This is a genomic window from Rhizobium brockwellii, assembly GCF_000769405.2.
GTDB lineage: Bacteria > Pseudomonadota > Alphaproteobacteria > Rhizobiales > Rhizobiaceae > Rhizobium > Rhizobium brockwellii.
In genome coordinates this window covers 3043318-3066095 of record NZ_CP053439.1, presented here as the reverse complement: position 1 = coordinate 3066095, position 22778 = coordinate 3043318, and the positions used below count along the sequence as shown (strand labels likewise).

The 22778-nt window shown below is 61.8% G+C and carries 18 protein-coding genes; 9 read left to right on the top strand and 9 right to left on the bottom strand.

Going from position 1 to position 22778, the window contains the following annotated elements; all coding sequences use genetic code 11:
• Positions 1-4: 4 nt before the first annotated feature.
• The gene (locus RLCC275e_RS15320; protein WP_033180210.1) at positions 5-1873 is read right to left on the bottom strand and encodes a sensor histidine kinase; all 1869 of its coding nucleotides are present in this window, start codon (positions 1871-1873) and stop codon (positions 5-7) included.
• A 226-nt stretch (positions 1874-2099) separates the two neighbouring features.
• Between RLCC275e_RS15320 and RLCC275e_RS15315 the strand changes: the two genes are divergently transcribed.
• Positions 2100-3434, top strand: a complete 1335-nt coding sequence (locus tag RLCC275e_RS15315) for a dicarboxylate/amino acid:cation symporter (protein WP_033180211.1) — start codon at positions 2100-2102, stop codon at positions 3432-3434.
• Between the two features lie 73 nt (positions 3435-3507).
• Here the strand turns inward: RLCC275e_RS15315 and RLCC275e_RS15310 are convergent, their stop codons facing one another.
• On the bottom strand, positions 3508-4566 hold the full coding sequence (locus RLCC275e_RS15310; protein WP_033180212.1) for a glycosyltransferase family 4 protein: 1059 nt from the start codon (positions 4564-4566) through the stop codon (positions 3508-3510).
• A 27-nt stretch (positions 4567-4593) separates the two neighbouring features.
• Positions 4594-5070, bottom strand: a complete 477-nt coding sequence (gene greA / locus RLCC275e_RS15305) for a transcription elongation factor GreA (RefSeq protein WP_003561240.1) — start codon at positions 5068-5070, stop codon at positions 4594-4596.
• A gap of 253 nt (positions 5071-5323) precedes the next feature.
• On the opposite strand from greA, the gene RLCC275e_RS15300 reads away from it, so the two are divergent.
• Together RLCC275e_RS15300 and RLCC275e_RS15295 are read left to right on the top strand one after the other, a co-directional pair.
• Entirely contained in the window at positions 5324-6556 is a 1233-nt protein-coding gene (locus RLCC275e_RS15300; RefSeq protein WP_033180213.1) for a putative DNA modification/repair radical SAM protein, read from the top strand.
• Positions 6556-8010, top strand: coding sequence for a UdgX family uracil-DNA binding protein (locus tag RLCC275e_RS15295; protein WP_033180214.1), 1455 nt, complete (start codon positions 6556-6558; stop codon positions 8008-8010). Before RLCC275e_RS15300 ends, RLCC275e_RS15295 begins: the two co-directional genes overlap by 1 nt.
• A gap of 56 nt (positions 8011-8066) precedes the next feature.
• On the opposite strand, the gene carB is transcribed toward RLCC275e_RS15295, so the two are convergent.
• Together carB and RLCC275e_RS15285 are read right to left on the bottom strand one after the other, a co-directional pair.
• On the bottom strand, positions 8067-11555 hold the full coding sequence (carB, locus tag RLCC275e_RS15290) for a carbamoyl-phosphate synthase large subunit (RefSeq protein WP_033180215.1): 3489 nt from the start codon (positions 11553-11555) through the stop codon (positions 8067-8069).
• A 269-nt stretch (positions 11556-11824) separates the two neighbouring features.
• Positions 11825-12601, bottom strand: coding sequence for a LytTR family DNA-binding domain-containing protein (locus tag RLCC275e_RS15285; RefSeq protein ID WP_033180216.1), 777 nt, complete (start codon positions 12599-12601; stop codon positions 11825-11827).
• Positions 12602-12648: 47 nt separating this feature from the next.
• On the opposite strand from RLCC275e_RS15285, the gene RLCC275e_RS15280 reads away from it, so the two are divergent.
• A complete protein-coding gene (locus tag RLCC275e_RS15280) occupies positions 12649-13176 on the top strand; it encodes a DUF2306 domain-containing protein (protein ID WP_033180217.1) in 528 nt (175 codons plus the stop codon).
• A 79-nt stretch (positions 13177-13255) separates the two neighbouring features.
• Positions 13256-14176: a KPN_02809 family neutral zinc metallopeptidase gene (ypfJ, locus tag RLCC275e_RS15275; RefSeq protein WP_033180218.1), complete on the top strand. Its 921-nt coding sequence runs from the start codon at positions 13256-13258 to the stop codon at positions 14174-14176.
• A 56-nt stretch (positions 14177-14232) separates the two neighbouring features.
• On the opposite strand, the gene RLCC275e_RS15270 is transcribed toward ypfJ, so the two are convergent.
• Positions 14233-15228, bottom strand: coding sequence for an aldo/keto reductase (locus tag RLCC275e_RS15270; RefSeq protein WP_033180219.1), 996 nt, complete (start codon positions 15226-15228; stop codon positions 14233-14235).
• Between the two features lie 110 nt (positions 15229-15338).
• On the opposite strand from RLCC275e_RS15270, the gene RLCC275e_RS15265 reads away from it, so the two are divergent.
• The 3 genes from RLCC275e_RS15265 to RLCC275e_RS15255 all read left to right on the top strand — a co-directional run bounded on the left by RLCC275e_RS15265 (position 15339) and on the right by RLCC275e_RS15255 (position 19179).
• Positions 15339-16250, top strand: coding sequence for a LysR family transcriptional regulator (locus tag RLCC275e_RS15265; protein ID WP_033180220.1), 912 nt, complete (start codon positions 15339-15341; stop codon positions 16248-16250).
• Between the two features lie 138 nt (positions 16251-16388).
• Positions 16389-17633 carry a TCR/Tet family MFS transporter gene (locus RLCC275e_RS15260; protein ID WP_033180221.1) on the top strand — a complete coding sequence of 415 codons (1245 nt, stop codon included), beginning with the start codon at positions 16389-16391 and terminating at the stop codon, positions 17631-17633.
• A gap of 142 nt (positions 17634-17775) precedes the next feature.
• Entirely contained in the window at positions 17776-19179 is a 1404-nt protein-coding gene (locus RLCC275e_RS15255; protein ID WP_033180222.1) for an MATE family efflux transporter, read from the top strand.
• Positions 19180-19305: 126 nt separating this feature from the next.
• On the opposite strand, the gene RLCC275e_RS15250 is transcribed toward RLCC275e_RS15255, so the two are convergent.
• On the bottom strand, positions 19306-19626 hold the full coding sequence (locus RLCC275e_RS15250) for an antibiotic biosynthesis monooxygenase family protein (protein WP_033180223.1): 321 nt from the start codon (positions 19624-19626) through the stop codon (positions 19306-19308).
• A gap of 280 nt (positions 19627-19906) precedes the next feature.
• The gene (gene carA / locus RLCC275e_RS15245; protein ID WP_033180668.1) at positions 19907-21112 is read right to left on the bottom strand and encodes a glutamine-hydrolyzing carbamoyl-phosphate synthase small subunit; all 1206 of its coding nucleotides are present in this window, start codon (positions 21110-21112) and stop codon (positions 19907-19909) included.
• Between the two features lie 269 nt (positions 21113-21381).
• Between carA and RLCC275e_RS15240 the strand changes: the two genes are divergently transcribed.
• The gene (locus RLCC275e_RS15240; protein WP_018074031.1) at positions 21382-21837 is read left to right on the top strand and encodes a GatB/YqeY domain-containing protein; all 456 of its coding nucleotides are present in this window, start codon (positions 21382-21384) and stop codon (positions 21835-21837) included.
• Between the two features lie 3 nt (positions 21838-21840).
• Here the strand turns inward: RLCC275e_RS15240 and RLCC275e_RS15235 are convergent, their stop codons facing one another.
• Positions 21841-22731: a hypothetical protein gene (locus RLCC275e_RS15235; RefSeq protein ID WP_033180224.1), complete on the bottom strand. Its 891-nt coding sequence runs from the start codon at positions 22729-22731 to the stop codon at positions 21841-21843.
• Positions 22732-22778 lie beyond the last annotated feature (47 nt).

The following is a 22778-nucleotide window of genomic DNA, read 5'->3' as shown; positions in this document are numbered from 1 at the left end:
GACCTCAAGCCTTCCTCAACTGAACGATGAACCGGGTTCCGTCGCTGTCGCTTGCAACCTCCATCCGGCCACCATAGTCGCCGACGATATCCTTGGAGATGACGAGGCCAAGGCCGAGACCGCTTTCCTTCGAGGTATTGAACGGCGTGAACAAGCCTTTGCGAATATCAGGCGGAATACCGGGGCCGTTGTCGGCGACCGTTACCGTTACCATCCCTGCATCGGTTGATGTTCTGATCTCGACGCGCCCCTCTCCGGCCTTCGGCGCCACCGCCTCCAGGGCGTTCTGAAGCAGGTTGATGAGCACCTGCTCGAGACGAATCCGGTTTCCCATCACCTGCAGTTCGTCGGGCGGCAGGTCGATGTCGAGCGTATCCATGCGGCCGGCAAACCGGCTGCGCAACAGCATCACCGCCCCCTCGATGACGTCTTTCAGTCCGGTTGGTTCAGCGCTGCCACGGCCTTTGCGAGCAAAGGTCTTCAGCTCCTCGGTGATCGAACCGATGCGCTCCGTCAGAGCCGCGATGCTTTCGAGATTTTCGCCGGCAGGCGCCGTCTGGCCGCGATCGAGGAAGGTGCGGGCGTTATCCGCATAGGCACGGATGGTCGCCACTGGCTGGTTAATCTCATGAGCGACGCCGGCGGCCACCTGACCCAGAATGGCCAGCCGGTTGGCCTGCACCAGATCCTGTTGTACGGCCTGCAGCTTCTGCTCCGTGCTCTTGTGGCCGATGATTTCAGCCTGCAGCCGATCCCGCGCCTGGCTGAGATCCAGTGTGCGCTCGCTCACACGCCGTTCCAGTTCCTCTCGAGCTTGCTGTTCGCGGGAGATGCGCTGGGTGATCACATGGCGACGGCGCAACAGGAAGGCTGCTCCGGCCAGCAGTGGCAAGAGCATGAGCAAGGCCAGCATGCGGGCTTCGCGAATCCCCGCATCGACGGACGGCCCTAGCGCCACGAGATGCTGCAAATGCCATCCGGTCGCCGGCACCGACGTTGCGACATCGAGAAACCTGGTTTTCCCGGCATCGCCGGGCATGACGATCTCGACGACATCGAGCCCTTCGCCGAGGTTTCGAACCATGTCGAGAGGCAGGGGTTGAAGTGGCGCAGCGCCGAATTGAAGGCTTTCGCGGATCGCCGTCAGCCGGTCTTCGGCGATCCGGCCGATCGTCATGAACCGCCATGACGGAAGACTGGTGATGAGGACAATGCCGCGCTCGTCAACGACGTAGGATGGGGTCCCCGAGGCGTTCCAATCCGCCTCGACGTCGTCGAATTCGACCTTGACCACGACGACACCCAGCAGGCCATTGCTGCCCGAAATCCGCTGGGAGATATAGAGACCCGGTTTCTTGCTGACCGTGCCGAGCGCGAAGTGCTCGGCCCATCCTCGTTCGACCGCCCCCTGAAAGTACTCCCGGAATCGGTAGTCGTTGCCGACGAAGCTCGTCGGCTCGCGCCAGTTGCTGGCCGAAACCGCCATGCCGTCCTTGTCGATGACATAGATGACGGCGGCCCTCGTGCCCGCTGCCAGCATTTCCAGCTTCTGACTGAGCCGGTCGAACGTGCCGACATCGCTGCCTGCCAGTGCCGCGGCGAGTGCGGTATCCTGTGACAGCACGAAGGGAAGCGCCCGGTATTTTTCGAGAACCGTGCGCAGCAAAGCCGCATTCAGCCTCGCATCCATGCGGGCCTGTTCCTCGAGGGCAGCCTCCGCCCGGTGCCGGCCGATCTCGCCGCTGGCCCACAGGCTTGCGACGACAGCGACGAGGGCGAGCACGGCATAGGCCCACGACATCCGGCGGATGCGGTGTTGCACGGGTAGGGAAGGCCACAATTTCTGCGACACGGACATGGCGGATTTGTGCATTTTTCTGCACGAAACGCAAATGGATTTGTGCGGATTTCCGCATTGCTTAATTAACCCATCAGCAGTCCCGTAAATTTTTCCTTAATAAATTCAATCCGTTGAAGAGGCGGCTTAAAACTGGCACGCCGATTGCGAAGGAGGTGGCAACAACGGCTGAGCTGTTGGACTTGAAGCGAACGGCTCGGGAGGCCGGAGTTCGTTCCGGACGAGCCATTAGGAGGACATCATGATCGCAGCACCACTCGATGCAGTCGCAGGCAGCAAGGGCAAGAAGCCCTTTTATAGCCATCTTTACGTTCAGGTTCTCGTGGCCATCGCTGCGGGTATCCTTCTCGGCCATTTCTATCCCGAATTCGGCACCCAGCTGAAGCCGCTCGGCGATGCCTTCATCAAGCTCGTCAAGATGATCATCGCACCGGTCATCTTCCTGACGGTTGCGACCGGCATTGCCGGCATGAGCGACCTGCAGAAGGTCGGCCGCGTCGCCGGTAAGGCGATGCTTTACTTCCTGACATTCTCGACATTGGCGCTCATCATTGGCCTGATCGTCGCCAATGTCGTCCAGCCCGGCGCCGGCATGAACATCGATCCTGCCTCGCTGGATCCGGCCGCCGTCGCCGGCTACGCTGCAAAGGCGCATGAGCAGAGCATCGTCGGTTTCCTGACCAACATCATCCCGACCACGATCGTCGGTGCCTTTGCCGATGGCGATATTCTGCAGGTGCTGTTCTTCTCGGTGCTCTTCGGCATCGCGCTCGCCATGGTCGGCGAAAAGAGCGAACCGGTCGTCAATTTCCTCAATGCCCTGACGGCGCCCGTGTTCAAGCTCGTCGCCATCCTGATGAAGGCTGCCCCCATCGGTGCCTTCGGCGCCATGGCATTCACCATCGGCAAGTACGGCGTCGGATCGATTGCCAATCTCGCCATGCTGATCGGCACCTTCTACCTCACCTCTCTGCTCTTCGTCCTCGTCGTTCTCGGCGCCGTCGCCCGTTACAACGGCTTCTCGATCGTGGCGCTGCTGCGCTACATCAAGGAAGAACTGCTGTTGGTCCTCGGCACCTCGTCTTCGGAGGCCGCACTTCCGGGGCTGATGAACAAGATGGAAAAGGCCGGCTGCAAGCGCTCGGTCGTCGGCCTCGTCATTCCGACAGGCTATTCCTTCAATCTCGACGGCACCAACATCTACATGACGCTGGCGGCCCTGTTCATTGCCCAGGCAACCGGCATCCATCTCTCCTGGGGTGACCAGATCCTGCTGCTCTTGGTGGCGATGCTGAGCTCCAAGGGTGCCGCAGGCATCACCGGCGCGGGCTTCATCACGCTTGCCGCAACGCTCTCCGTCGTTCCCTCCGTGCCGGTCGCCGGCATGGCGCTCATCCTCGGCATCGACCGCTTCATGTCGGAATGCCGGGCGCTGACCAACCTCGTCGGCAATGCGGTTGCGACGATCGTCGTGGCACGTTGGGAAAATGAGCTGGATACGGCACAGCTTGCTGCGGCACTGGGCGGCCAGACCGGAGAGGATACTTCGGCTGCGGGGCTGCAGCCGGCCGAATAGTCAGCCGCTATTCCCTTATCCTTAGAATCCCTGCAGCGGCCCGTCATCCAACGGGCCGTTTCTCTTTTCTGCCTCAGCTGCGATTGTCGCCGAGAAGGCTGTTGTAAACGGCGCCGATCGCACTTGCTTCCTTCTCCAGCGCGAAATTCGCCCTGACATGCCGCAGCGCATTCTCGCCATGGGCGACTGCCAGAGCGGGATCGGCGATATAGGGCGCGATTGCCCGCGTCAGCGCCTCGCCATCGCCGGCGGCGACGACCGAGCCCGTCTCGCCCGTGACGATGAGTTCGGCATAGGCGCCGGCGTCCGATGCCACCACCGCGGTCCGCGAGGCCATGGCTTCGAGCGGCGTCAGGCCGAAGCCTTCGTTGCGAGAGGGGGCGACGTAAAGCGTCAGGCGGCGATACCAGACCTTGATGTCAGGCACTTCGCCGAGGAAGAGGATACGGTCGTTCAGCCCGGCGGCGGCGACATCCGCCTTGAGTTTGTCTGCGAATGCCACGTGCTCCGCCGTCACGCGGCCGGCGACGACCGCCGTCCATTCGGGATGCCGCGGCAGCAGTTCGATCATCGACTTGACGAAAAGGTCGGTGCCCTTCTGATGGCGCACGCGGCCGAAACAGCCGACGAGATAGCGGCCGGGCAGGCCGGTGGCGGCGATGCCGTCCTCGGCGGTCTCCGGCGGATGGAACAAGGCGAGGTCGACGCCGTGCTGGATGACCGTGTGCGGCACCTCCAGGAACGAGCCGGATCGATCGCTGGTCGCGATGACAGCGTCCATGCGACGGATCAGCCATTTCGTATAGGCGGTGTGCCGGCGTTGCGCGGCCGAGGTGAAGAGAAGCTTCAGCGGCATGCGCGTGAGATGGCGAAGCAGGATGCCGACGGCCATCTCGTTGTTGCGGCGCGCGTGCCAGACCCGCTGGCGGCGATGCGCTGGCGGGCGGCAGAGGCCGAGGAGCTGCCGCCACTTCAGTTTCGGCAGGTCCTCGGGCAGGCCGGGGCCGAGTGTCGCGATCTTGATGCCGAGCCGGATCTGGCACGGGATGAGCTGGACGATCGTCGACGTGACGCCGGAGAGCCGGCGCTTGAAATTGGGCGCGATGATCTCGACGTCACGAATATCCAGCAATGGAGGGGTCTCGCGGCTGGCGGGCGATCAGCCCCAGGAAACCTGGAGGATCTCGTAGGCCTTGGACCCGCCCGGTGCGTTGACCTCGATGGAATCGCCGACCTCCTTGCCGATCAGCGCGCGGGCGATCGGCGAGGAGATGGAGATGCGGCCAGCCTTGACGTCGGCTTCCTGGTCGCCGACGATTTGATAGGTTTTTTCTTCGTCGGTGTCCTCATCCATGAGCTTCACCTTGGCGCCGAACTTGATCTTGTCGCCCGACATCTTGGTGAGGTCGATGACCTCGGCGCGCGCCGTCAGGTCTTCCAGCTCGCTGATGCGGCCTTCATTGTGGCTCTGGGCTTCCTTGGCGGCGTGATATTCGGCATTTTCCGAAAGGTCGCCATGAGCACGGGCTTCGGCAATCGCCTCGATGATTCGGGGACGCTCCGTCTGTTGACGCCAGCGCAGCTCTTCCTGCAGCTTGACGAAACCACCCTGTGTCATCGGTACCTTTTCAACCATTTTTCTGTCCTTCTCTCTTCGTGTCCGCAGAGTTGAGCGCTGACACAAAAGAAAACAGGTCCCGAAGGGGAACTTCGGAACCGTGCCACAATCTTAGTCGGACGCTTATAGCAGATCGCCAAGGCCGATTTCCAGAAAATTCGCATGAAAGAAATGCGGCTCGCCCCGATATCAGGTGGTGCGACTTAAAAATGGGCAGAAATCGGACCGTCGTGATTGACTTTGCATATAAGAACATATAGTGAACATACTAATGAAGAAATCGCTCACAGAACGCTTGGCCATCCTTTCCGATGCTGCGAAATATGACGCTTCCTGCGCTTCCAGCGGCACGGTGAAACGTGATTCCCAGGCAAGTGGCGGGCTCGGTTCGACCGAAGGATCCGGCATCTGTCATGCCTATGCCCCGGACGGACGGTGCATTTCGCTTTTGAAAATACTGCTGACCAATTTCTGCATCTACGACTGCGCCTATTGCGTCAATCGCTCGTCGAGCAATGTCGAACGGGCGCGCTTTACGCCCGAGGAGGTCATCTGGCTGACGCTGGAATTTTACCGCCGCAACTATATCGAAGGCCTGTTTCTTTCCTCGGGTATTATTCGATCGTCTGATTACACGATGGAAGAGATGGTCCGCATCGTCCGCGAACTGCGTGTGACCCATAATTTCCGGGGCTATATCCATCTGAAATCGATCCCTGAGGCGTCGCCGCGTCTGATCGAGGAGGCGGGGCTTCATGCCGACAGGCTGTCGCTGAATATCGAGTTGCCGACGGATCACGGCATAACGCGCTTCGCGCCGGAAAAGAAGCCTGCCAATATCCGGCGATCGATGGGAGATCTGAGGCTGAAGATCGAGGCCGCCGGCGAACCGACGTTGCGGACGAAGAAGCGTCAGCGTTTCGTGCCGGCCGGCCAAAGCACGCAGATGATCGTCGGCGCCGATGGGGCGAACGATGCGACGATCCTTGCGACCAGCGGCCGGCTCTACAGCAGCTACGGGCTGAAGCGCGTCTATTATTCCGCTTTCAGCCCAATCCCGGATTCATCGAAAAACCTGCCGCTGATCAAGCCGCCGCTGATGCGCGAGCACCGGCTTTATCAGGCCGATTGGCTCTATCGATTCTACGGTTTCGGCATCGACGAGATCACCGCGAACCAGGCGGGCGGCATGCTCGATCTCAGCCTCGACCCCAAACTTGCCTGGGCGCTCGCCAACCGGGCGGAATTCCCCGTCGATATCAACAGGGCCGAGCGTGAACGGTTGTTGCGCGTGCCCGGTCTCGGCACCAAGACAGTCAGAGCGATCGTTTCGGCCCGACGTTTTCGCCGGTTGCGGTTGGACGATCTTTCGCGGCTCGGCATTTCGATGAAGAAGGTTCAGTCCTTTATCTCGGCGGAAGGCTGGTCGCCGCGCCGATTGATCGAGCGCCCCGACCTTCGCGCCATGTTCGAACCGCAACCTGAACAATTGTCGTTGCTGTGATGCGCCGGGTCGTGCTTGCAGGACGCGGGGAGCTTGCCGAATGGCGTGACGCCGCGCGCGCTTTCGCAGTCGCTGGCATCCTGCCGGAAGAGATCGATTGGCGCGAAAAGGGCGAGGAGGCGGACCTTGCGTTTCAACGCGACGCCATGCCGCCGGCGCCTGTCATGGCACGCAAGCCGATGACGGTGCCGCCCGCCTTCATCGAACTCGCGGAGACAGTTCTCTGCCATTTTGACCCGGCGCGTTTTTCCCTGCTTTACCGCCTGCTCTGGCGGCTACAACTGGACCGGCAATTACTTGAAGTGGCTTCCGACGAGGACGTCGCCCGTGCCAGGCTGATGGCGAAAAACGTTCGACGCGACGCGCATAAGATGACGGCCTTCGTCCGCTTCAAAGAGATCGATGCGGTATCGGCGGGCCGTCGAAAATTCCTCGCCTGGTTCGAGCCAGATCACCATATCGTCAGGCGCACAGCGCCCTTCTTCCAACGGCGCTTCACCGACATGGACTGGCTGATCGCGACGCCCAAGGGATCGGCCGCGTGGGACGGCGAGCGGCTGACGATGAGCGACGAACCGTGTGAAAAACCCAATCTCACAGATGCTACCGATGACCTCTGGCGCACTTACTACGCCAGCATTTTCAATCCGGCGCGGTTGAAGTTGAAGGCGATGCAAGCGGAGATGCCGAAAAAATACTGGAAGAACCTGCCGGAAGCCGATCTCATCCCTGGGCTAATTGCATCGGCGGAGAGCAAGGTGCGGGCCATGGCCGCCCGGGAGGCGACCCAATCGTTGCCCTTTCACGATCGCCTGCAGGAAGCCGCGCGCAGCATTCCAGCTGAACCCGAAGCGCCGGCGGGCACGCTGGAAGCGCTGGGCTCGGAAGCTGCCGCCTGCACCCGCTGTCCGCTTCATGCGAAGGCGACGCAAACCGTATTCGGGGAGGGGCCGCGCGATGCCGAGGTGATGTTCGTCGGTGAACAACCGGGCGACCAGGAGGATATATCAGGGCGGCCCTTCGTCGGTCCCGCCGGCAGGCTTCTCGATCAAGTGATCACTGAAGCGGGCATCGACCGCTCAACGCTTTACGTCACCAATGCCGTCAAGCATTTCAAATATGAGCCGCGTGGCAAGCGTCGCATCCATCAGAAGCCCAATATGGGCGAGGTGAAGCATTGCCGCTGGTGGCTCAATCTGGAGATGGCGCTGATCAAACCGAAGCTGGTGGTTGCTATGGGGGCGACGGCGCTTGCGGCGCTGACCGATGCGAAACAGCGGCTGCAGGATGTCAGGGGGAAAGCGATCGCGATCGACGAGCAGCGAACGCTCTTCGTGACGGTGCATCCATCCTATCTGCTGCGTATTCCCGACGAGCGGCTGAAAGCGGAGGAACTGGCACGATTTCGCGAAGATATGCTGACAATTCACCGCCTTATTCTGAAGGCTGCATAAACTGATTCAATGGCAAGGCTGGCGCCATCGCTCATCGAGCGATGGCGTTCCGCATCTCAGGCGAAATAGCTCTGCAGCGGGCGCACTTCCAGATTGCCGGCTTTCAGCGCCTTGATTGCCTGGGCGGCGGCCTCGGCGCCTGCCATCGTCGTGTAGTAGGGCACCTTCTGCATCAGCGTCGCACGGCGCAGCGACTTGGAATCCGAGATCGCCTTGTTGCCATCGGTGGTGTTGATGACGAGCTGGACCTGGCGGTTGCGGATCGCGTCCTCGATGTGCGGACGGCCTTCGAGCACCTTGTTGATCTTGGTGGCGGTGATACCGTTTTCGGCGAGGAAGCGGGCGGTACCGCCGGTCGCCAGCACTTTGAAGCCCTGTTCGACGAGGATGCTGATCGCCGGCAGCACGCGCGGCTTGTCGGCGTCGCGCACGGAGACGAACACCGTGCCGTCACGCGGCAGCTCGACGCCGGCGCCGAGCTGCGACTTGGCGAAGGCCAGTGCAAAATCAGTATCGAGGCCGATGACTTCACCGGTCGAGCGCATTTCCGGGCCGAGCAGCGTGTCGACGCCGGGGAAACGGGCGAAGGGGAAGACGGCTTCCTTGACAGCGATGTGCTTCAGCTTGCGCGGATCGGGCTTTTCGCCGTAGGCGGCGAAGGTCGCATCGAGTTTTTCGCCGGCCATGACGCGGGCGGCGATCTTGGCGATCGGCGCGCCGATGGTCTTGGCGACGAAGGGCACGGTGCGAGAGGCGCGCGGATTGACTTCGAGAACGTAGACGGTGCCGTCCTTGATGGCGAACTGGACGTTCATCAGGCCGCCGACGTTGAGCGCCTTGGCCATCGCCTTGGCCTGGCGCTCCAGCTCGTCGAGCATCTCGCTGGAGAGCGTGCGCGGCGGCAGCGAGCAGGCGCTGTCACCGGAATGGATGCCGGCTTCCTCGATATGCTCCATGATGCCGGCGACATAGACGTCTGTGCCGTCGGAGAGGCAGTCGACGTCGACTTCGATGGCGTGGCTGAGATAGCTGTCGAAGAGCAGCGGGTTCTTGCCGAGCAGAGTGTTGATCTGGCCGGTCTTGTCGTTCGGGTAGCGCTGCTTGATATCCTCAGGCACCAGTTCAGGCACGGTATCAAGCAGGTAGCTCTGCAACTGGCCTTCCGAATGCAGGATCTGCATGGCGCGGCCGCCAAGCACGTAAGAGGGACGCACGACCAGTGGGAAGCCGATTTCGGTGGCGACCATGCGGGCCTGCTCAACCGAATAGGCGATGCCGTTGTTCGGCTGGTTGAGGTCGAGCTTCATCAACAGCTTCTGGAAGCGGTCGCGGTCCTCGGCAAGGTCGATCATGTCAGGCGCGGTGCCGAGGATCGGGATGCCGTTCTTTTCCAGCGCCTCGGCAAGCTTCAGCGGCGTCTGGCCGCCGAACTGGACGATGACGCCGACGACTTCGCCCTTTTCCTGCTCCGCCCGCAGGATCTCGATCACGTCCTCGGCCGTCAGCGGCTCGAAATAGAGGCGGTCCGAGGTATCGTAATCGGTCGAGACGGTTTCCGGGTTGCAGTTGATCATGATCGCTTCATAACCCGCATCCTTCAGCGCGAAGGCGGCGTGGCAGCAGCAATAGTCGAACTCGATGCCCTGGCCGATGCGGTTCGGACCGCCGCCGAGGATGACGACCTTCTTACGGTCAGAGACTTCAGCCTCGGAGCGGGCGGCGCCGACGAAAGGCGTCTCATAGGTCGAATACATGTAGGCGGTCGGCGAGGCGAATTCGGCGGCACAGGTATCGATGCGCTTGAAGACGGGGCGGACGTTCAGCTTGTTACGGAATTCGGCAACTTCCTTCGGGCGCTTGCCGGTCAGCGTCGCCAGACGCGCGTCGGAAAAGCCCATGGCCTTCAACATGCGCAGGTTGGCGGCATCATCAGGCAGGCCGTGCTCGCGGATCCGGGCTTCCATCTCGACGATATTCTTGAGCTCGGCGATGAACCAGGGATCGATCTTGCAGCCTTCGTGGACTTCGGCCTCGCTCATGCCCTGGCGCAGCGCCTGGGCGACCATGCGCAGGCGATCGGGCGTCGGTGTGCCGATTGCGGCGCGGATAGCGTTCTGGCTGGATTCGCCCTCTTCAAAGCCGGGGATTTCGATCTCGTCGAGGCCGGTCAGGCCGGTTTCCAAGCCACGTAGCGCCTTCTGCAGCGATTCGGCGAAGGTGCGGCCGATCGCCATGACTTCACCGACCGATTTCATCGCGGTCGTCAGCACCGGCGAGGCGCCGGGGAATTTCTCGAAGGCGAAACGCGGAATCTTGGTGACGACGTAGTCGATCGACGGTTCGAAGGAGGCAGGCGTTGCGCCGCCGGTGATGTCGTTATCCAGTTCGTCGAGCGTATAGCCGATCGCCAGCTTGGCGGCGATCTTGGCGATCGGGAAACCGGTGGCCTTGGAGGCTAGCGCCGACGAGCGCGAGACGCGCGGGTTCATTTCGATGACGACGAGACGGCCGTCCTTGGGATTGACGGCGAACTGGACGTTCGAGCCGCCGGTTTCGACCCCGATCTCGCGCAGCACCGCGATCGAGGCGTTGCGCATGATCTGGTATTCCTTGTCCGTCAGCGTCAGCGCCGGCGCGACGGTGATCGAATCGCCGGTATGGACGCCCATCGGGTCGATGTTCTCGATCGAGCAGATGATGATGCAGTTGTCCGCCTTGTCGCGGACGACCTCCATTTCATATTCCTTCCAGCCGAGCACCGATTCCTCGACCAGCACTTCGGTGGTCGGCGAGGCGTCGAGGCCGCCGCCGACGATCTCGAAGAATTCCGAGCGATTGTAGGCGATGCCGCCGCCGGTGCCGCCGAGCGTGAAGGAGGGACGGATGATGGCGGGCAGGCCGACATGGTCGATCGCCTGGGCGGCAATCGCCATGGCATGGCTCATGTAGCGCTGCTTGCGGTCGCTCTCACCGAGGTTCCATTGATTTTCCAGCTCGTCCAGCGCCTTGTCGAGGTCGGATCCCGAGAGGCTTTCACGCAGCTTGACGCGCTCGGCTTCGTGCGTCTTGCGGTCGAGGTCCTTGATGTCGGTGGCATTCGCCAGCATCGAGCGCGGGGTTTCCAGCCCGATACGGGCCATCGCCTCGCGAAACAGCGCGCGGTCCTCGGCCATGTCGATGGCGGCGGGCTTGGCGCCGATCATCTCGACATTGTAGCGGTCGAGCACGCCCATGCGCTTCAGCGAAAGCGCGGTGTTCAGCGCCGTCTGGCCGCCCATGGTCGGCAGCAGCGCATCCGGGCGCTCCTTGGCGATGATCTTGGCGACGACTTCGGGGGTGATCGGCTCGACATAGGTGGCGTCGGCAAGGCCCGGATCGGTCATGATCGTCGCCGGGTTGGAGTTGACGAGGATGACGCGGTAGCCTTCCTCCTTCAGCGCCTTGCAGGCCTGGGTGCCGGAATAGTCGAACTCGCAAGCCTGGCCGATGACGATCGGTCCCGCGCCGATGATAAGGATCGATTTTATGTCTTGGCGCTTCGGCATGGGTGCTTCCGTTTTCTGGCTGCGCAGAAAGCCGGCCAGGGTGGGAGATCACCGGGTCGGGTCGCGCATGCTGGGTCTTTTCAGGCTAGAAGCGGCTTATAGGCAAATGTATTTGCAAACGGAACCCCATAAATCGCGGAATCGACAGGAATCCAACACGGCGCGAAGGGCTATTTCCCGTCAGACACGACCGCCACCCGGATTTCGCCGCCGCCCTGCTTCCGGAAGAGCGCAAACGGGAGTCCCGTCAAGCGCTTGGCGCGCCTTCTTTACGTGAAGCGGCGGCGCACTTCCTCGGCATAGCTGCGGCTAACCGGGATTTTCGTGCCGTCGCGCGTGAGGATCAGCAGCCTGCCATCGTCGCGTTTCAGGCTTTCGACATGGGCGTCGGCCACCCAGTGCGAGCGATGAACGCGAAGGCCCGGCGTCGCGGCGGCTTCCTTCAGTGCGTCGGCAAAACGCAAGAGCACCAGTTCGCGCCCGCGGCCGGTCACCACCTCGGTATAGTGATCCTGGACGGAGAGGCGCAGCAGCGGACCACGATTCTCAGGCTTCAGCCGGTCGAGGATCGAGGTGCCGGGGCTGGTTTCCTCAGGCGCTGCGGCTTCGGCGATTTTCTGGCTCATCGCCATGTAGGTCAAAAGGCAGAAGAGGGCGCAGAGGGGCACGGCAAAAAGCGCGCGCTGCAGGCCGCTTTCGAGCGTAGTCGCTTCGCCGGTGAAGGCATAGTCGACGAGGCCGATGGCAAAACCGATCGGCAGGGCGGCTATGAGCGAACCCGCCATCATCCGGGCGAACATGGAAACGATCAATCCCCGCAGCAGTCTTTCGGCCGCAACCGCGCAGAGGATGGCGATCACCCAGGCAAGGGTATGCAGGCTCAGCCAGTAGGCGAGGCGTTCGCCGAAGGCCATGCTTTCCATGGTGCCGTAGGGGCCGGTGACGGCAAAGAGCAGGACGATAGCGGCAAAGGTTCCCCAGAAGCGCCGGGAGTGGAGAAAGACCTGCAATTCGCGAAGCGTGGATTGCAAGAAGAGGTGAATCACGAAGTTTTCCTGCCGTTCGCGCGGTTCGGATTGAGGCAGATGCAGTCTTGGCGGAAAGAGCGATCGAATTCAACCGGATGCCGCTGATGACCCTCGAACCGCTCCTCGATGCCCCGTTCGCCGTTCAGATCCATGTCGCCGCTGTTACACCGGCGGCAATTCTCGGCGCCTATATCCTGCTGCGCCCCAAGGGCACGCCGCTGCACCGGCTGCTCGGCAGGATCTGGATGGCGCTGATCGTCGTGACGGCGATATCGAGCTTCTTCATTCATGAGCTCGATCTCTTCTACGGGTTCAGCCCGATCCATCTTCTGTCGATCGCAACGCTGGGCGGCAGCTGGAATGCGATAGCGGCGGCCCGCCGCGGCGATATCCGTCTGCATAAGCGCATCGTCGCCGGCCTTTATTTCGGCGGCATCGTCCTTGCAGGCCTGTTCACTTTCGTGCCTGGCCGGATCATGCATGCGGTCATCTTCACCGGCGCGAAATGGCCGGCTGTCCTTGCTGGGGCGGTGATCGGCTCGATCCTGATCGCAGTCGTGCTACGTCGCCGACGCGGGCGCCTGATTGCCTGATGAAGTCGCTGGAATTCCGGCGGCCGACGGATATATAACTCCTTGAGCGCAAGCACAGGCATTGCCGGGGAGAGCGAAGATGGAATGGAAAGGCCGGCGTCAGTCCGACAATATCGAGGATCGCCGCAGCGATCCGACCGGCGGCGGTTTCGGCCGCGGCGGCGGCTTCAACTTTCCTTCCGGCGGCGGTGTTCGCCGCGCCGGCGGCGGCCTCAGCATCGGCACGATCATCTTCCTCGTCGTCATCTATTTCATCTTCAAGATGATGGGCATTGATCTGCTGCAGATGCTCGATACCGGCGGCACGACAAGCGGTCCTGGCTACGAGCAGAGCCAGTCCGGTGGAACACGCACGCCCGCCAACGACGAGATGACCGCATTCATGCGCACTGTCCTTGCCGAGACCGAGGATACCTGGAAGGGCATCTTCCAGGCGCAGGGCCAAAATTACGAAGAGCCGCGTCTCGTGCTGTTCTCGGGCTCGACGGCCTCGGCCTGCGGCTCCGCATCATCTGCAACAGGCCCGTTCTACTGCCCGAGCGATCACAAGGTCTATCTCGATACCGAATTCTTTCAGGAGCTTTCCGACCGCTTCGGCGCGTCGGGTGATTTCGCCGAGGCCTATGTCGTTGCTCATGAGGTCGGCCATCACGTGCAGAATCTGCTCGGCATCCTGCCGAAGTTCAACCAGGCCCGCCAGCGCATGAGCGAGGCCGACGCCAACAAGATGTCGGTGCGCGTTGAACTGCAGGCCGATTGCTTTGCGGGCATCTGGGGTAAATATACCCAGCAGAAGGGCCTGCTCGAGTCAGGCGATCTGGAGGAAGCGCTGAACGCCGCCCAGCAGATCGGCGACGATTCGCTGCAGAAGCGGTCACAGGGTTATGTCGTGCCGGAGAGTTTCAACCACGGTACCTCGGAGCAGAGGGTCAGATGGTTCAAGCGCGGCTTCGACAGCGGCCAGCTGTCAGCCTGCGATACGTTTTCGGGGCCGGTTTGAGGAGAGAGGAAGGGGCGCACGGCACAAAGCGCATCGCAGCCCCTTCCATCCCTTGCTTACTTCTCGCTGTCCATATGCTGCAGCATATGCTCGGGATAACGTCCACCCGCGGCCGCATCTTTCGGCACGGCGCGTTCGATGATGGCGAAATCTTCTGGTGACAGGTCGACGGCGCGTGAGCCGAGCGCCTCGGTCAGTCGGTCGCGGCGGCGAGCGCCAATGATCGGGACGATATCCTTGCCCTTGGCGGCGACCCAGGCGATGGCGATCTGGGCGACCGAGACGCTCTTTGCCTGGGCGATCTCGCGCAGCTTCTCCACCAGAGCGAGGTTCTGCTCGATGTTGCCTTCCTGGAAGCGCGGGCTGTAGGCGCGGAAATCGCCGGCCGTCCCACCCTGGCCCTTCTGCCAGTGGCCGCTGATCAGGCCGCGCGAGAGCACGCCGTAGGCGGTGATCGAAATGCCGAGTTCGCGTGTCGTCGGCAGGATCTTTTCCTCGATGCCGCGCGAGATCAGCGAATATTCGATCTGCAGGTCGACGATCGGGGTGACAGCGGCGGCGCGGCGGATGGTGTCGGCGCCGACTTCCGACAGGCCGATATGCCTGACATAACCTGCCTTGACCATGTCGGCGATGGCGCCGACCGTGTCCTCGATCGGCACGCTCGGATCGAGGCGGGCAGGACGGTAGATGTCGATATAGTCGACGCCGAGGCGCTGCAGCGTATAGCTGAGGAAGTTCTTGACCGCGACCGGCCGGGCGTCGATGCCGCTCCAGTTGCCGACGGGATCGCGCAGGCCGCCGAACTTGACACTGATGACGGCGTCCTCGCGCCTGCGGCCCTTCAATGCCTCGCCGATCAGCATTTCGTTATGGCCCATGCCGTAGAAATCGCCGGTGTCGAGCAGGTTGATGCCGGCATCGAGCGCGGCATGGATCGTCGCTATGCTTTCTGCGCGATCGGAGGGGCCGTACATGCCCGACATGCCCATGCAGCCGAGGCCGATGGCCGAGACTTCGGGTCCGGTCTTTCCCAAACGATAGGTCTGCATTGTCTTCTCCTTTTCGGCGCCGGGGCGGCGCTGCCGGACGCCGTTTTACCGCTTTCGTATTTGTGCGATAATCCGGATAGTGTCGAACAGGTCGTACGGAAAAATGCACAATGAACGATCTTCCCCTGAGTGATCTGGATGCTTTCACGGCAATTGCAAGGGAGCGAAGCTTCCGCGCCGCCGCCCGCAAGCGCGGGGTTTCAGCGTCTTCGCTGAGCGAGTCGCTCAGGCGGCTGGAGGAACGGCTCGGTGTGCGCCTGCTCAACCGGACGACGCGCAGCGTCACGCCGACGGCCGCCGGCGAACGATTGTTGGCGCAACTGGCGCCGGCGCTCAGTGAGGTCGCGGCCGCACTCGGCGCGCTCGACAGTTTCCGCGACAGGCCGGCCGGTACGCTGCGGCTCAATGTGCCGACGATCGCGGCGCGGCTGTTCCTGCCCGACATTGCCTGCCGGTTCCTGAAGCTCTATCCCGAGATCGACCTGGAGATCGTCGCCGAGGATAGTTTCATCGACGTGCTCGCCGCCGGTTTCGATGCCGGCATCCGCTATGACGAGCGCATCGAGCGCGATATGATCGCCGTACCAATCGGCCCGCGCCGGCAGCGCTACGTCACCGCCGCTTCGCCGGCCTATCTCCAGGAAAGGGGCGTACCGCAGCATCCGCGTGATCTGCTGGAGCACAGCTGCATCCGGCACCGTTTCCTCAGCGGGGCCGCGCTCACCTGGGAATTTGAGCGCAGCGGCGAGACTCTGGTCATCTCGCCGAGCGGTGCGCTGACTTCCAACTCAATCGAGGTGGAGCTTTCCGCGGCGATCGCGGGACTGGGCGTCATCGGCTCATTCCAGGAGCTCCTGCAACCGAGCCTCGCCTCCGGTCAACTGGTTGCTATCCTCGACGATTGGGTCAGCGAATTTTCCGGCCCGTATCTCTACTACGCCAGCCGACGGCATATGCCGGCACCGTTGCGCGCCTTCGTCGATTTTCTGAAGCTGGAACGGCAGCGCGCGCCCTCCGGTTGATGCCTCTCATAAAGTTCCCGTTGGGCATTATCAAAAACTTTGAAATGTTCACGGATTGTTTCGGTTTCCTTTCTGAGCTATGTCATTTTCTCGGCGATGAGATCGTCTTTTCAGAACCAACCGCTGTAGAGATGCCTCATGCTTGACCCGAAATTCGTTCGCCGCGGCCTTTTCCTGGTCTTCATCATCCTCTTCCTCGACATTATCGGTATCGCCATCATCATGCCGGTGCTGCCTGCCTATCTGGAGCAACTGACTGGCGGCAGCGTCAGCGATGCGGCGATCGACGGCGGCTGGCTGATGCTGGTCTATGCCGGCATGCAATTCCTGTTCGCGCCGCTGCTCGGAAACCTGTCTGACCGTTTCGGCCGCCGGCCGATCCTTTTGCTTTCGGTGCTGACTTTTGCGATCGACAATTTCATCTGCGGCATTGCCACCAGCTTCTGGATGCTGTTCGTCGGCCGCGTGCTTGCCGGCATCAGCGGCGGCAGTTTCGCCACCTGCTCGGCCTATATCGCCGATATCAGCACGGAGGAGAACCGGGCGAAGAATTTCGGGCTGATCGGCATCGCCTTCGGTGTTGGCTTCACCATCGGCCCCGTCGTCGGCGGTGTCCTCGGCGAATTCGGCCCGCGTGTGCCATTCCTCGGCGCGGCCGCGCTATCGCTTATCAATTTCATCGCCGCCTGCTTCCTGCTGCCGGAAACGCTGGAGGCGAAGAACCGCCGCCGGTTCGAGTGGAAGCGTGCCAATCCGCTCGGCGCGTTGCGCCAGATGCGCCATTATCCCGGCATCGGCTGGGTCAGCCTCGTCATGTTTCTGTTCTTCCTGGCGCATGCCGTCTATCCCTCGGTCTGGTCGTTCGTCTCGACCTATCGCTACGGCTGGAGCGAGGGACAGATCGGTCTGTCGCTCGGCATTTACGGCATCGGCGCCGCGATCGTCATGGGGCTGGTTCTGCCGCGGATCGTGCCGGTGCTCGGCGAGTGGAAGACCGCTCTTCTCGGCCTCTGCTTCTCGGCCGTCGGGCTTACCGGCTATGCCTTCGCCTGGGAGGGCTGGGTCGTCTATGTCATCATCGTTGCGACGGTCATGGAAAACGTCGCCGATCCGCCGCTGCGCAGCATCGCCGCCGGCATGGTGCCGCCCTCGGCGCAAGGAGAGCTGCAGGGCGCGCTCACCAGCCTCAGCAGCATCACCACCATCGCCGGGCCGCTGATCTTCACGCAGATGTTCGGTTATTTCACGCGGCCCGAGGCGCCGGTCAACTTTGCCGGCGCGCCCTATCTTGCCGCCGCGCTGTTCATCCTGGTGGCCGCCGGCGTGTTCCTCGTTCGGGTCCGGGTCCGTGAGCCGGCCGAGGCGCTGGAAGCGGCAGGTTGATCGATCAGAAATGCTGATGTGATGATGAATTTTTCATCATCTGCCTCATTTGGGGTAGTTCTTTGCGGGGCTTTGATCTAAGCCCGGATGATATTTCGCCGCAAGCTGCGGCGACGCATATTTCAATCACAGGACTGGTGTCATGGACACGCCGATCGACGCGCGCAGGCTTGCGCCGACAACCGACAATCGTTGGGGCGCACATTTCCGTGCCACGCTGGCGCTCGGCATTCCGCTGATCGGCGCGCAGCTTGCCCAGCTCGGCATCAACACCACCGATGTGATGATCGTCGGCCGTCTCGGTGCCGAGCATCTGGCGGCTATGGTGCTTGCGGCACAGTTCCTGTTCACGATCCTGATCTTCGGCTCGGGCTTTGCCATCGCCGTCATTCCGATGGTGGCGCAGGCCTATGGCCGTGGCGATCTCATCTCGGTGCGCCGGTCGCTGCGCATGGGTCTGTGGGTGGTGATCGCATACTGGGTCATCATGCAGCCGGCCTTCTTCAATTCGGAGCAGGTCCTCCTCTTCGCACAGCAGAAGCCCGAGGTGGCCAAGCTCGCCCACGGCTACATCATGATCGGTCAGTTCGGCGTACTGCCGGCACTGCTCTTCAACGTCATGCGCGCGCTGGTCAGCGCCATCGGCAAGGCGGGCATCATCCTCAACGTGACCATCGCCACGCTGGTGATGAACGCGATCTTCGCTTATATCCTCGTGCTCGGCCATTTCGGCTTTCCGGCGATGGGGCTCGAAGGTGCGGCGATCGTTTCGGTCGTCGTGCAGACAGCCGGCTTCCTCTTCATCCTGGCTTTCGTGCAGCGGCGGGAAGAGACGCGGCGCTACGAGATCTTCGTGCGGTTCTGGAAACCCGACTGGCACGCGCTGCTGGAGGTCATCCGGCTCGGTTTCCCGATCAGCGTCACCATCCTCGCCGAAGTCAGCCTGTTCACGGTGGCCTCGCTGCTGATGGGCTATATCGGCACCATCGAGCTCGCCGCCCATGGCATTGCCCTGCAATGGGCCTCGATTGCCTTCATGATTCCGCTCGGCCTCAGCCAGGCGGCAACGGTGCGCGTCGGCGTCGCCCACGGGCAGGGCGACTATCAAGGGCTGGTGCGCGCTTCGATCACCGTGCTCGTCCTCGCCTGCGCCATTTCGGCAGTGGGCAGCGTGCTTTTCGCCACCATGCCGCAATTCCTCGGCAGCTGGTTCCTCGACGTCACCTCGCCCGAGGCGCCCGAGGTGCTTGCCTATGCCGGGCCGCTGATCATCGTTGCCGGGCTATTCCAGCTCGTCGACGGGCTGCAGGTGATCGCCAATGGATTGCTGCGCGGCCTCAAGGACGCCCGCGTGCCGATGATCATGGCGTTGATTGCCTACTGGCCGATCGGCTTCTTCCTCGCCTGGGTCTTTGCTTTCCCGTTGGGTTTCGGCGGTATCGGCATCTGGTTCGGCTTCCTCGTCGGGCTGGCAGCCGCCGCCGTCATGCTCTGCGCGCGCTTCTACCTTCTCCTTCGCCGCGAAGGAGTGACGGCCGACGCCTAGAACGGGAGGATTTTAGGCCGCGTCGGCTTAACATCCTCCCGTTCTAAACCAAATAGTCAGAGCATGATGTCCTCCAAAAACCGCTGACACTTTTCGGCATCATGCTCTAGCGGGCCGTCTTTACCCTCAAGCCCCGACAGGTTTGTAGCTGGCGATATCGGCACGAATGCCGAGACGCGAAAACATTTCCTGCGGATCGAAATTCGCGGCCTTATGAGCGGCCGCCACGGCTGCCCGCGCGCGCTCGACGACTTCGGTATTTTCCCATTCGGCAATCGTGACGAAGTTGAATTCGCCCGGACCGGCGACCTGCTCCAGCACCCTGTGATCGATGAAACCGTCCTGCGCCTCCAACACCTTGTGGGTCATCATCACTTTGACGAGAAATTCCTCGCGTGCCGCCGCCGGCACGATGAACTTGTCGACTCGAAAGAAAGCTCCGCTCATCCAGTTTTCTCCTGCATCAGATGTCTGCAGGCAGATCTGTAATTCCTCAAGTTAAGCTGAGGTCAATAGGCGGATAAAGAAAAAGGCCCGCCTGGGCGAACCTTTGGGCTACTGACAAAGCGGACCAACTCCTCTTTCGTCATGCTCGGGCTTGTCCCGAGCATCTGCCTTCGGTCGATAGGTAGCAGATCCTCGGCACAGGGCCGAGGATGACGAAGAGTGAGGTTTGTCAACAAGTTCAAGGCCGACCTAGGCGGCCGGAAATCGCTAAGGCTTGAAATCAGCGTTCGGCGAGCGCCGGTTCGCCCTTCTTCTCGCGCACCATGTTGATGAAGCGACGGAAGAGATAGTGGCTGTCCTGAGGGCCTGGAGAGGCTTCCGGATGGTGCTGGACCGAGAAAACCTGCTTGCCGAGGACGCGCAGGCCGCAATTGGTGCCGTCGAAAAGTGAAATATGAGTCTCTTCAACGCCATCCGGCAGCGACTTCGAGTCGACCGCGAAGCCGTGGTTCATCGAGACGATCTCGACCTTGCCGGTGGTATGGTCCTTGACGGGGTGGTTGGCGCCGTGATGGCCCTGATGCATCTTCTCGGTCTTCGCGCCGAGTGCGAGACCCAGCATCTGGTGGCCGAGGCAGATGCCGAAGACCGGGATATCGGTCTTGATCAGCGTCTTGATCACAGGCACGGCATATTCGCCGGTTGCCGCCGGATCGCCCGGGCCGTTCGACAGGAAGATGCCGTCCGGCTGCATGGCGAGTACGTCTTCGGCGCTCGTTGCGGCCGGCACGACAGTCACCTTGCAGTCGAGGCCGGCAAACAGGCGCAGGATGTTGCGCTTGACGCCGTAATCGAGGCAGACGACGTGGTATTTCGCGTCGGCCGCCTTGAGTTCACCGTAGCCTTCATTCCACACCCACGGCGTTTCGGCCCATTGCGAGGACTGGCCCGAGGAGGCGATCTTGGCGAGGTCGAGACCTTCGAGGCCGCTCCAGGCTTTGGCCTCAGCCTTCAGCGTCTCGATGTCGAAGACACCGTTCGGATCGTGGGCGATCACAGCGTTCGGAGCGCCGTTCTCACGGATCCAGGCGGTCAGTGCGCGCGTGTCGATGCCGCAGAGACCGATGACGCCGCGCGCCTTCAGCCATTGGTCGAGGTGCTTGGCGGCGCGGTAGTTCGAGGGCTCAGTGATGTCGGCCTTGAAGATGACGCCGACGGCGCCGTGGCGGGCGGCGGGCGTCAGATCTTCGATGTCTTCATCATTGGTGCCGATATTGCCGATATGCGGGAAGGTGAAGGTGACGATCTGGCCGAGATAAGAGGGGTCCGTCAGGATCTCCTCATAGCCTGTTAACGCTGTGTTGAAGACCACTTCGGCCGGCACCTTGCCGGTGGCGCCGATGCCCTTGCCTTCGATGACCGTGCCGTCGGCAAGAACGAGGAGGGCGGTCGGCTTTTCGATTGTCCAGGGTGCTGTCGCGGTCATCTTCATCCCGTTTCCGGCAGGTGGGCGCGTTGCCGCGCTCGTCGCCATTTGATTTCGCAGGCGTGTGGACACGGCAATGCCGCGCGCTTCAGGCCTGATCACGAATTTTGGTGCAGGTGGCGGTAAATAGCCACGCAATCGCTTAGCGTCAATCTTTGTAGCCGAGATCGCGGCTGTTTTCCTGCGCTTTATCGCACTGACCGCGCAATTTATTTGATCCGCCGCATCAGCGTGGTTTATGAAGCGGCATCAAAACAGGAGTGAAGACTATGCTGCGCGATCAACTCGCCACCCAGCTGAAAGAGGCGATGAAGGCCAAGAATGCGGAGCGGCTGTCCACCGTCCGGCTGATTCAGGCCGCGGTCAAGGACCGCGATATCGCCAATCGCGGCATTGGCAAGGAGCAGGCGAGCGACGACGAGATCCTGCAGATTCTCGCCAAGATGGTGAAGCAGCGCGACGAATCGGCCAAGATCTACGAGGAGAATTCCCGGCCGGAGCTTGCCGCCAAGGAGCGCGCCGAAATCATTGTCATTCAGGATTTCATGCCGAAGCAGCTTTCGGACAGCGAAGTGCGCGCCAACGTCTCGGCGATCATCACTGAAACGGGTGCCGCAGGCGCCAAGGACATGGGCAAGGTGATGGCGGCGCTGAAGGAGCGTTATGCCGGCCAGATGGATTTCGCCAAGGCATCGGCGACCGTCAAGGAACTGTTGAACGGATAAGCCTCAGAGAACCCGTCTTGCCTGCGGTTCGTCACGGACCGCGGGCCCGAGCACCGCTTCGGCGGCGGCATCGATGATGGCGAATTTCGCCGCCTGATAATTCCAATATTCGCGGATGAAATGGGCCGATAGCCAGAAGTCGCCCTTGCGAGAGGGTTCCGTCCAGCCGATGCTCTCCATGGTCGCTGCCTGCATCAGAAGCCGCTTCAGATGGGTGTTGGAGATCATGAACTGTTCGCGGATTTCCCTGAGCGACAGAGGGCCGAGCACGACGCGATCGGCCGTCCTTGGAAATTCGGGAAGGCGCGAGATCATATAGTCCATCACCAGCCCGCCGGAATTTGCCCAGTTGAAGAGGTTGAAGGTGGCGCCCGGATTGCGCACCGCTTCACTTCCTATGATCGCCCTTGCGATCAGTGGCTGGATTGCTGCCATCATCGCCGAGGGGTTGGCGGTGATCTTATCGGCGCGCTCACCGCCGTCGAGGCTGTCGAGGATCATCATATGGGCGACGAGCCATCGGGTGAAATGCTGCTCGGCGATTTCGGTGGGCTCGAGGTAACGTGTGCGCTTATCGGGGCCGGGAACCGGTCGCAGGAAGCGATAGGCCAGCATTTCCTGCATGAAGGCCGCGGCCGTGTTGCGGCTGGCGATGTTGTTCCTGACCGCAAAATCGATGAAGCGGCCGGAATAGAGGCCGCCGCTCTTGCCGTCGTCGGAATAACCGTAGTGAAGCGCGAAGCCGGCATGGGCCATCAGCCAGCGCTGCTGCGCGGCGAAGATCGAAGCGATGCGCGGGCTCTCGCGATAGATGGCGAGCATCTGATCGGCGCAATGCAGGATCGCGGCAAGAAAGCGGTCGTCTGCTGCAAGGTTGTCCGCGGTAAAAGCCATTTGGAGAGGTCCAGGGAGTTCGGCGCATACATCTTTCATGCGAGCGC

Excerpts from the sequence above, each read along its gene's own strand:
- RLCC275e_RS15300 (WP_033180213.1), top strand. The coding sequence starts at position 5,324 with ATGAAGAAATCGCTCACAGAACGCTTGGCCATCCTTTCCGATGCTGCG.
- ypfJ (WP_033180218.1), top strand. The coding sequence starts at position 13,256 with ATGGAATGGAAAGGCCGGCGTCAGTCCGACAATATCGAGGATCGCCGC.
- RLCC275e_RS15270 (WP_033180219.1), bottom strand. The coding sequence starts at position 15,228 with ATGCAGACCTATCGTTTGGGAAAGACCGGACCCGAAGTCTCGGCCATC.
- RLCC275e_RS15255 (WP_033180222.1), top strand. The coding sequence starts at position 17,776 with ATGGACACGCCGATCGACGCGCGCAGGCTTGCGCCGACAACCGACAAT.
- RLCC275e_RS15320 (WP_033180210.1), bottom strand. The coding sequence starts at position 1,873 with ATGCACAAATCCGCCATGTCCGTGTCGCAGAAATTGTGGCCTTCCCTA.
- RLCC275e_RS15235 (WP_033180224.1), bottom strand. The coding sequence starts at position 22,731 with ATGGCTTTTACCGCGGACAACCTTGCAGCAGACGACCGCTTTCTTGCC.
- RLCC275e_RS15260 (WP_033180221.1), top strand. The coding sequence starts at position 16,389 with ATGCTTGACCCGAAATTCGTTCGCCGCGGCCTTTTCCTGGTCTTCATC.
- RLCC275e_RS15295 (WP_033180214.1), top strand. The coding sequence starts at position 6,556 with ATGCGCCGGGTCGTGCTTGCAGGACGCGGGGAGCTTGCCGAATGGCGT.
- RLCC275e_RS15240 (WP_018074031.1), top strand. The coding sequence starts at position 21,382 with ATGCTGCGCGATCAACTCGCCACCCAGCTGAAAGAGGCGATGAAGGCC.
- RLCC275e_RS15265 (WP_033180220.1), top strand. The coding sequence starts at position 15,339 with ATGAACGATCTTCCCCTGAGTGATCTGGATGCTTTCACGGCAATTGCA.
- RLCC275e_RS15250 (WP_033180223.1), bottom strand. The coding sequence starts at position 19,626 with ATGAGCGGAGCTTTCTTTCGAGTCGACAAGTTCATCGTGCCGGCGGCG.
- greA (WP_003561240.1), bottom strand. The coding sequence starts at position 5,070 with ATGGTTGAAAAGGTACCGATGACACAGGGTGGTTTCGTCAAGCTGCAG.
- carA (WP_033180668.1), bottom strand. The coding sequence starts at position 21,112 with ATGACCGCGACAGCACCCTGGACAATCGAAAAGCCGACCGCCCTCCTC.
- carB (WP_033180215.1), bottom strand. The coding sequence starts at position 11,555 with ATGCCGAAGCGCCAAGACATAAAATCGATCCTTATCATCGGCGCGGGA.
- RLCC275e_RS15315 (WP_033180211.1), top strand. The coding sequence starts at position 2,100 with ATGATCGCAGCACCACTCGATGCAGTCGCAGGCAGCAAGGGCAAGAAG.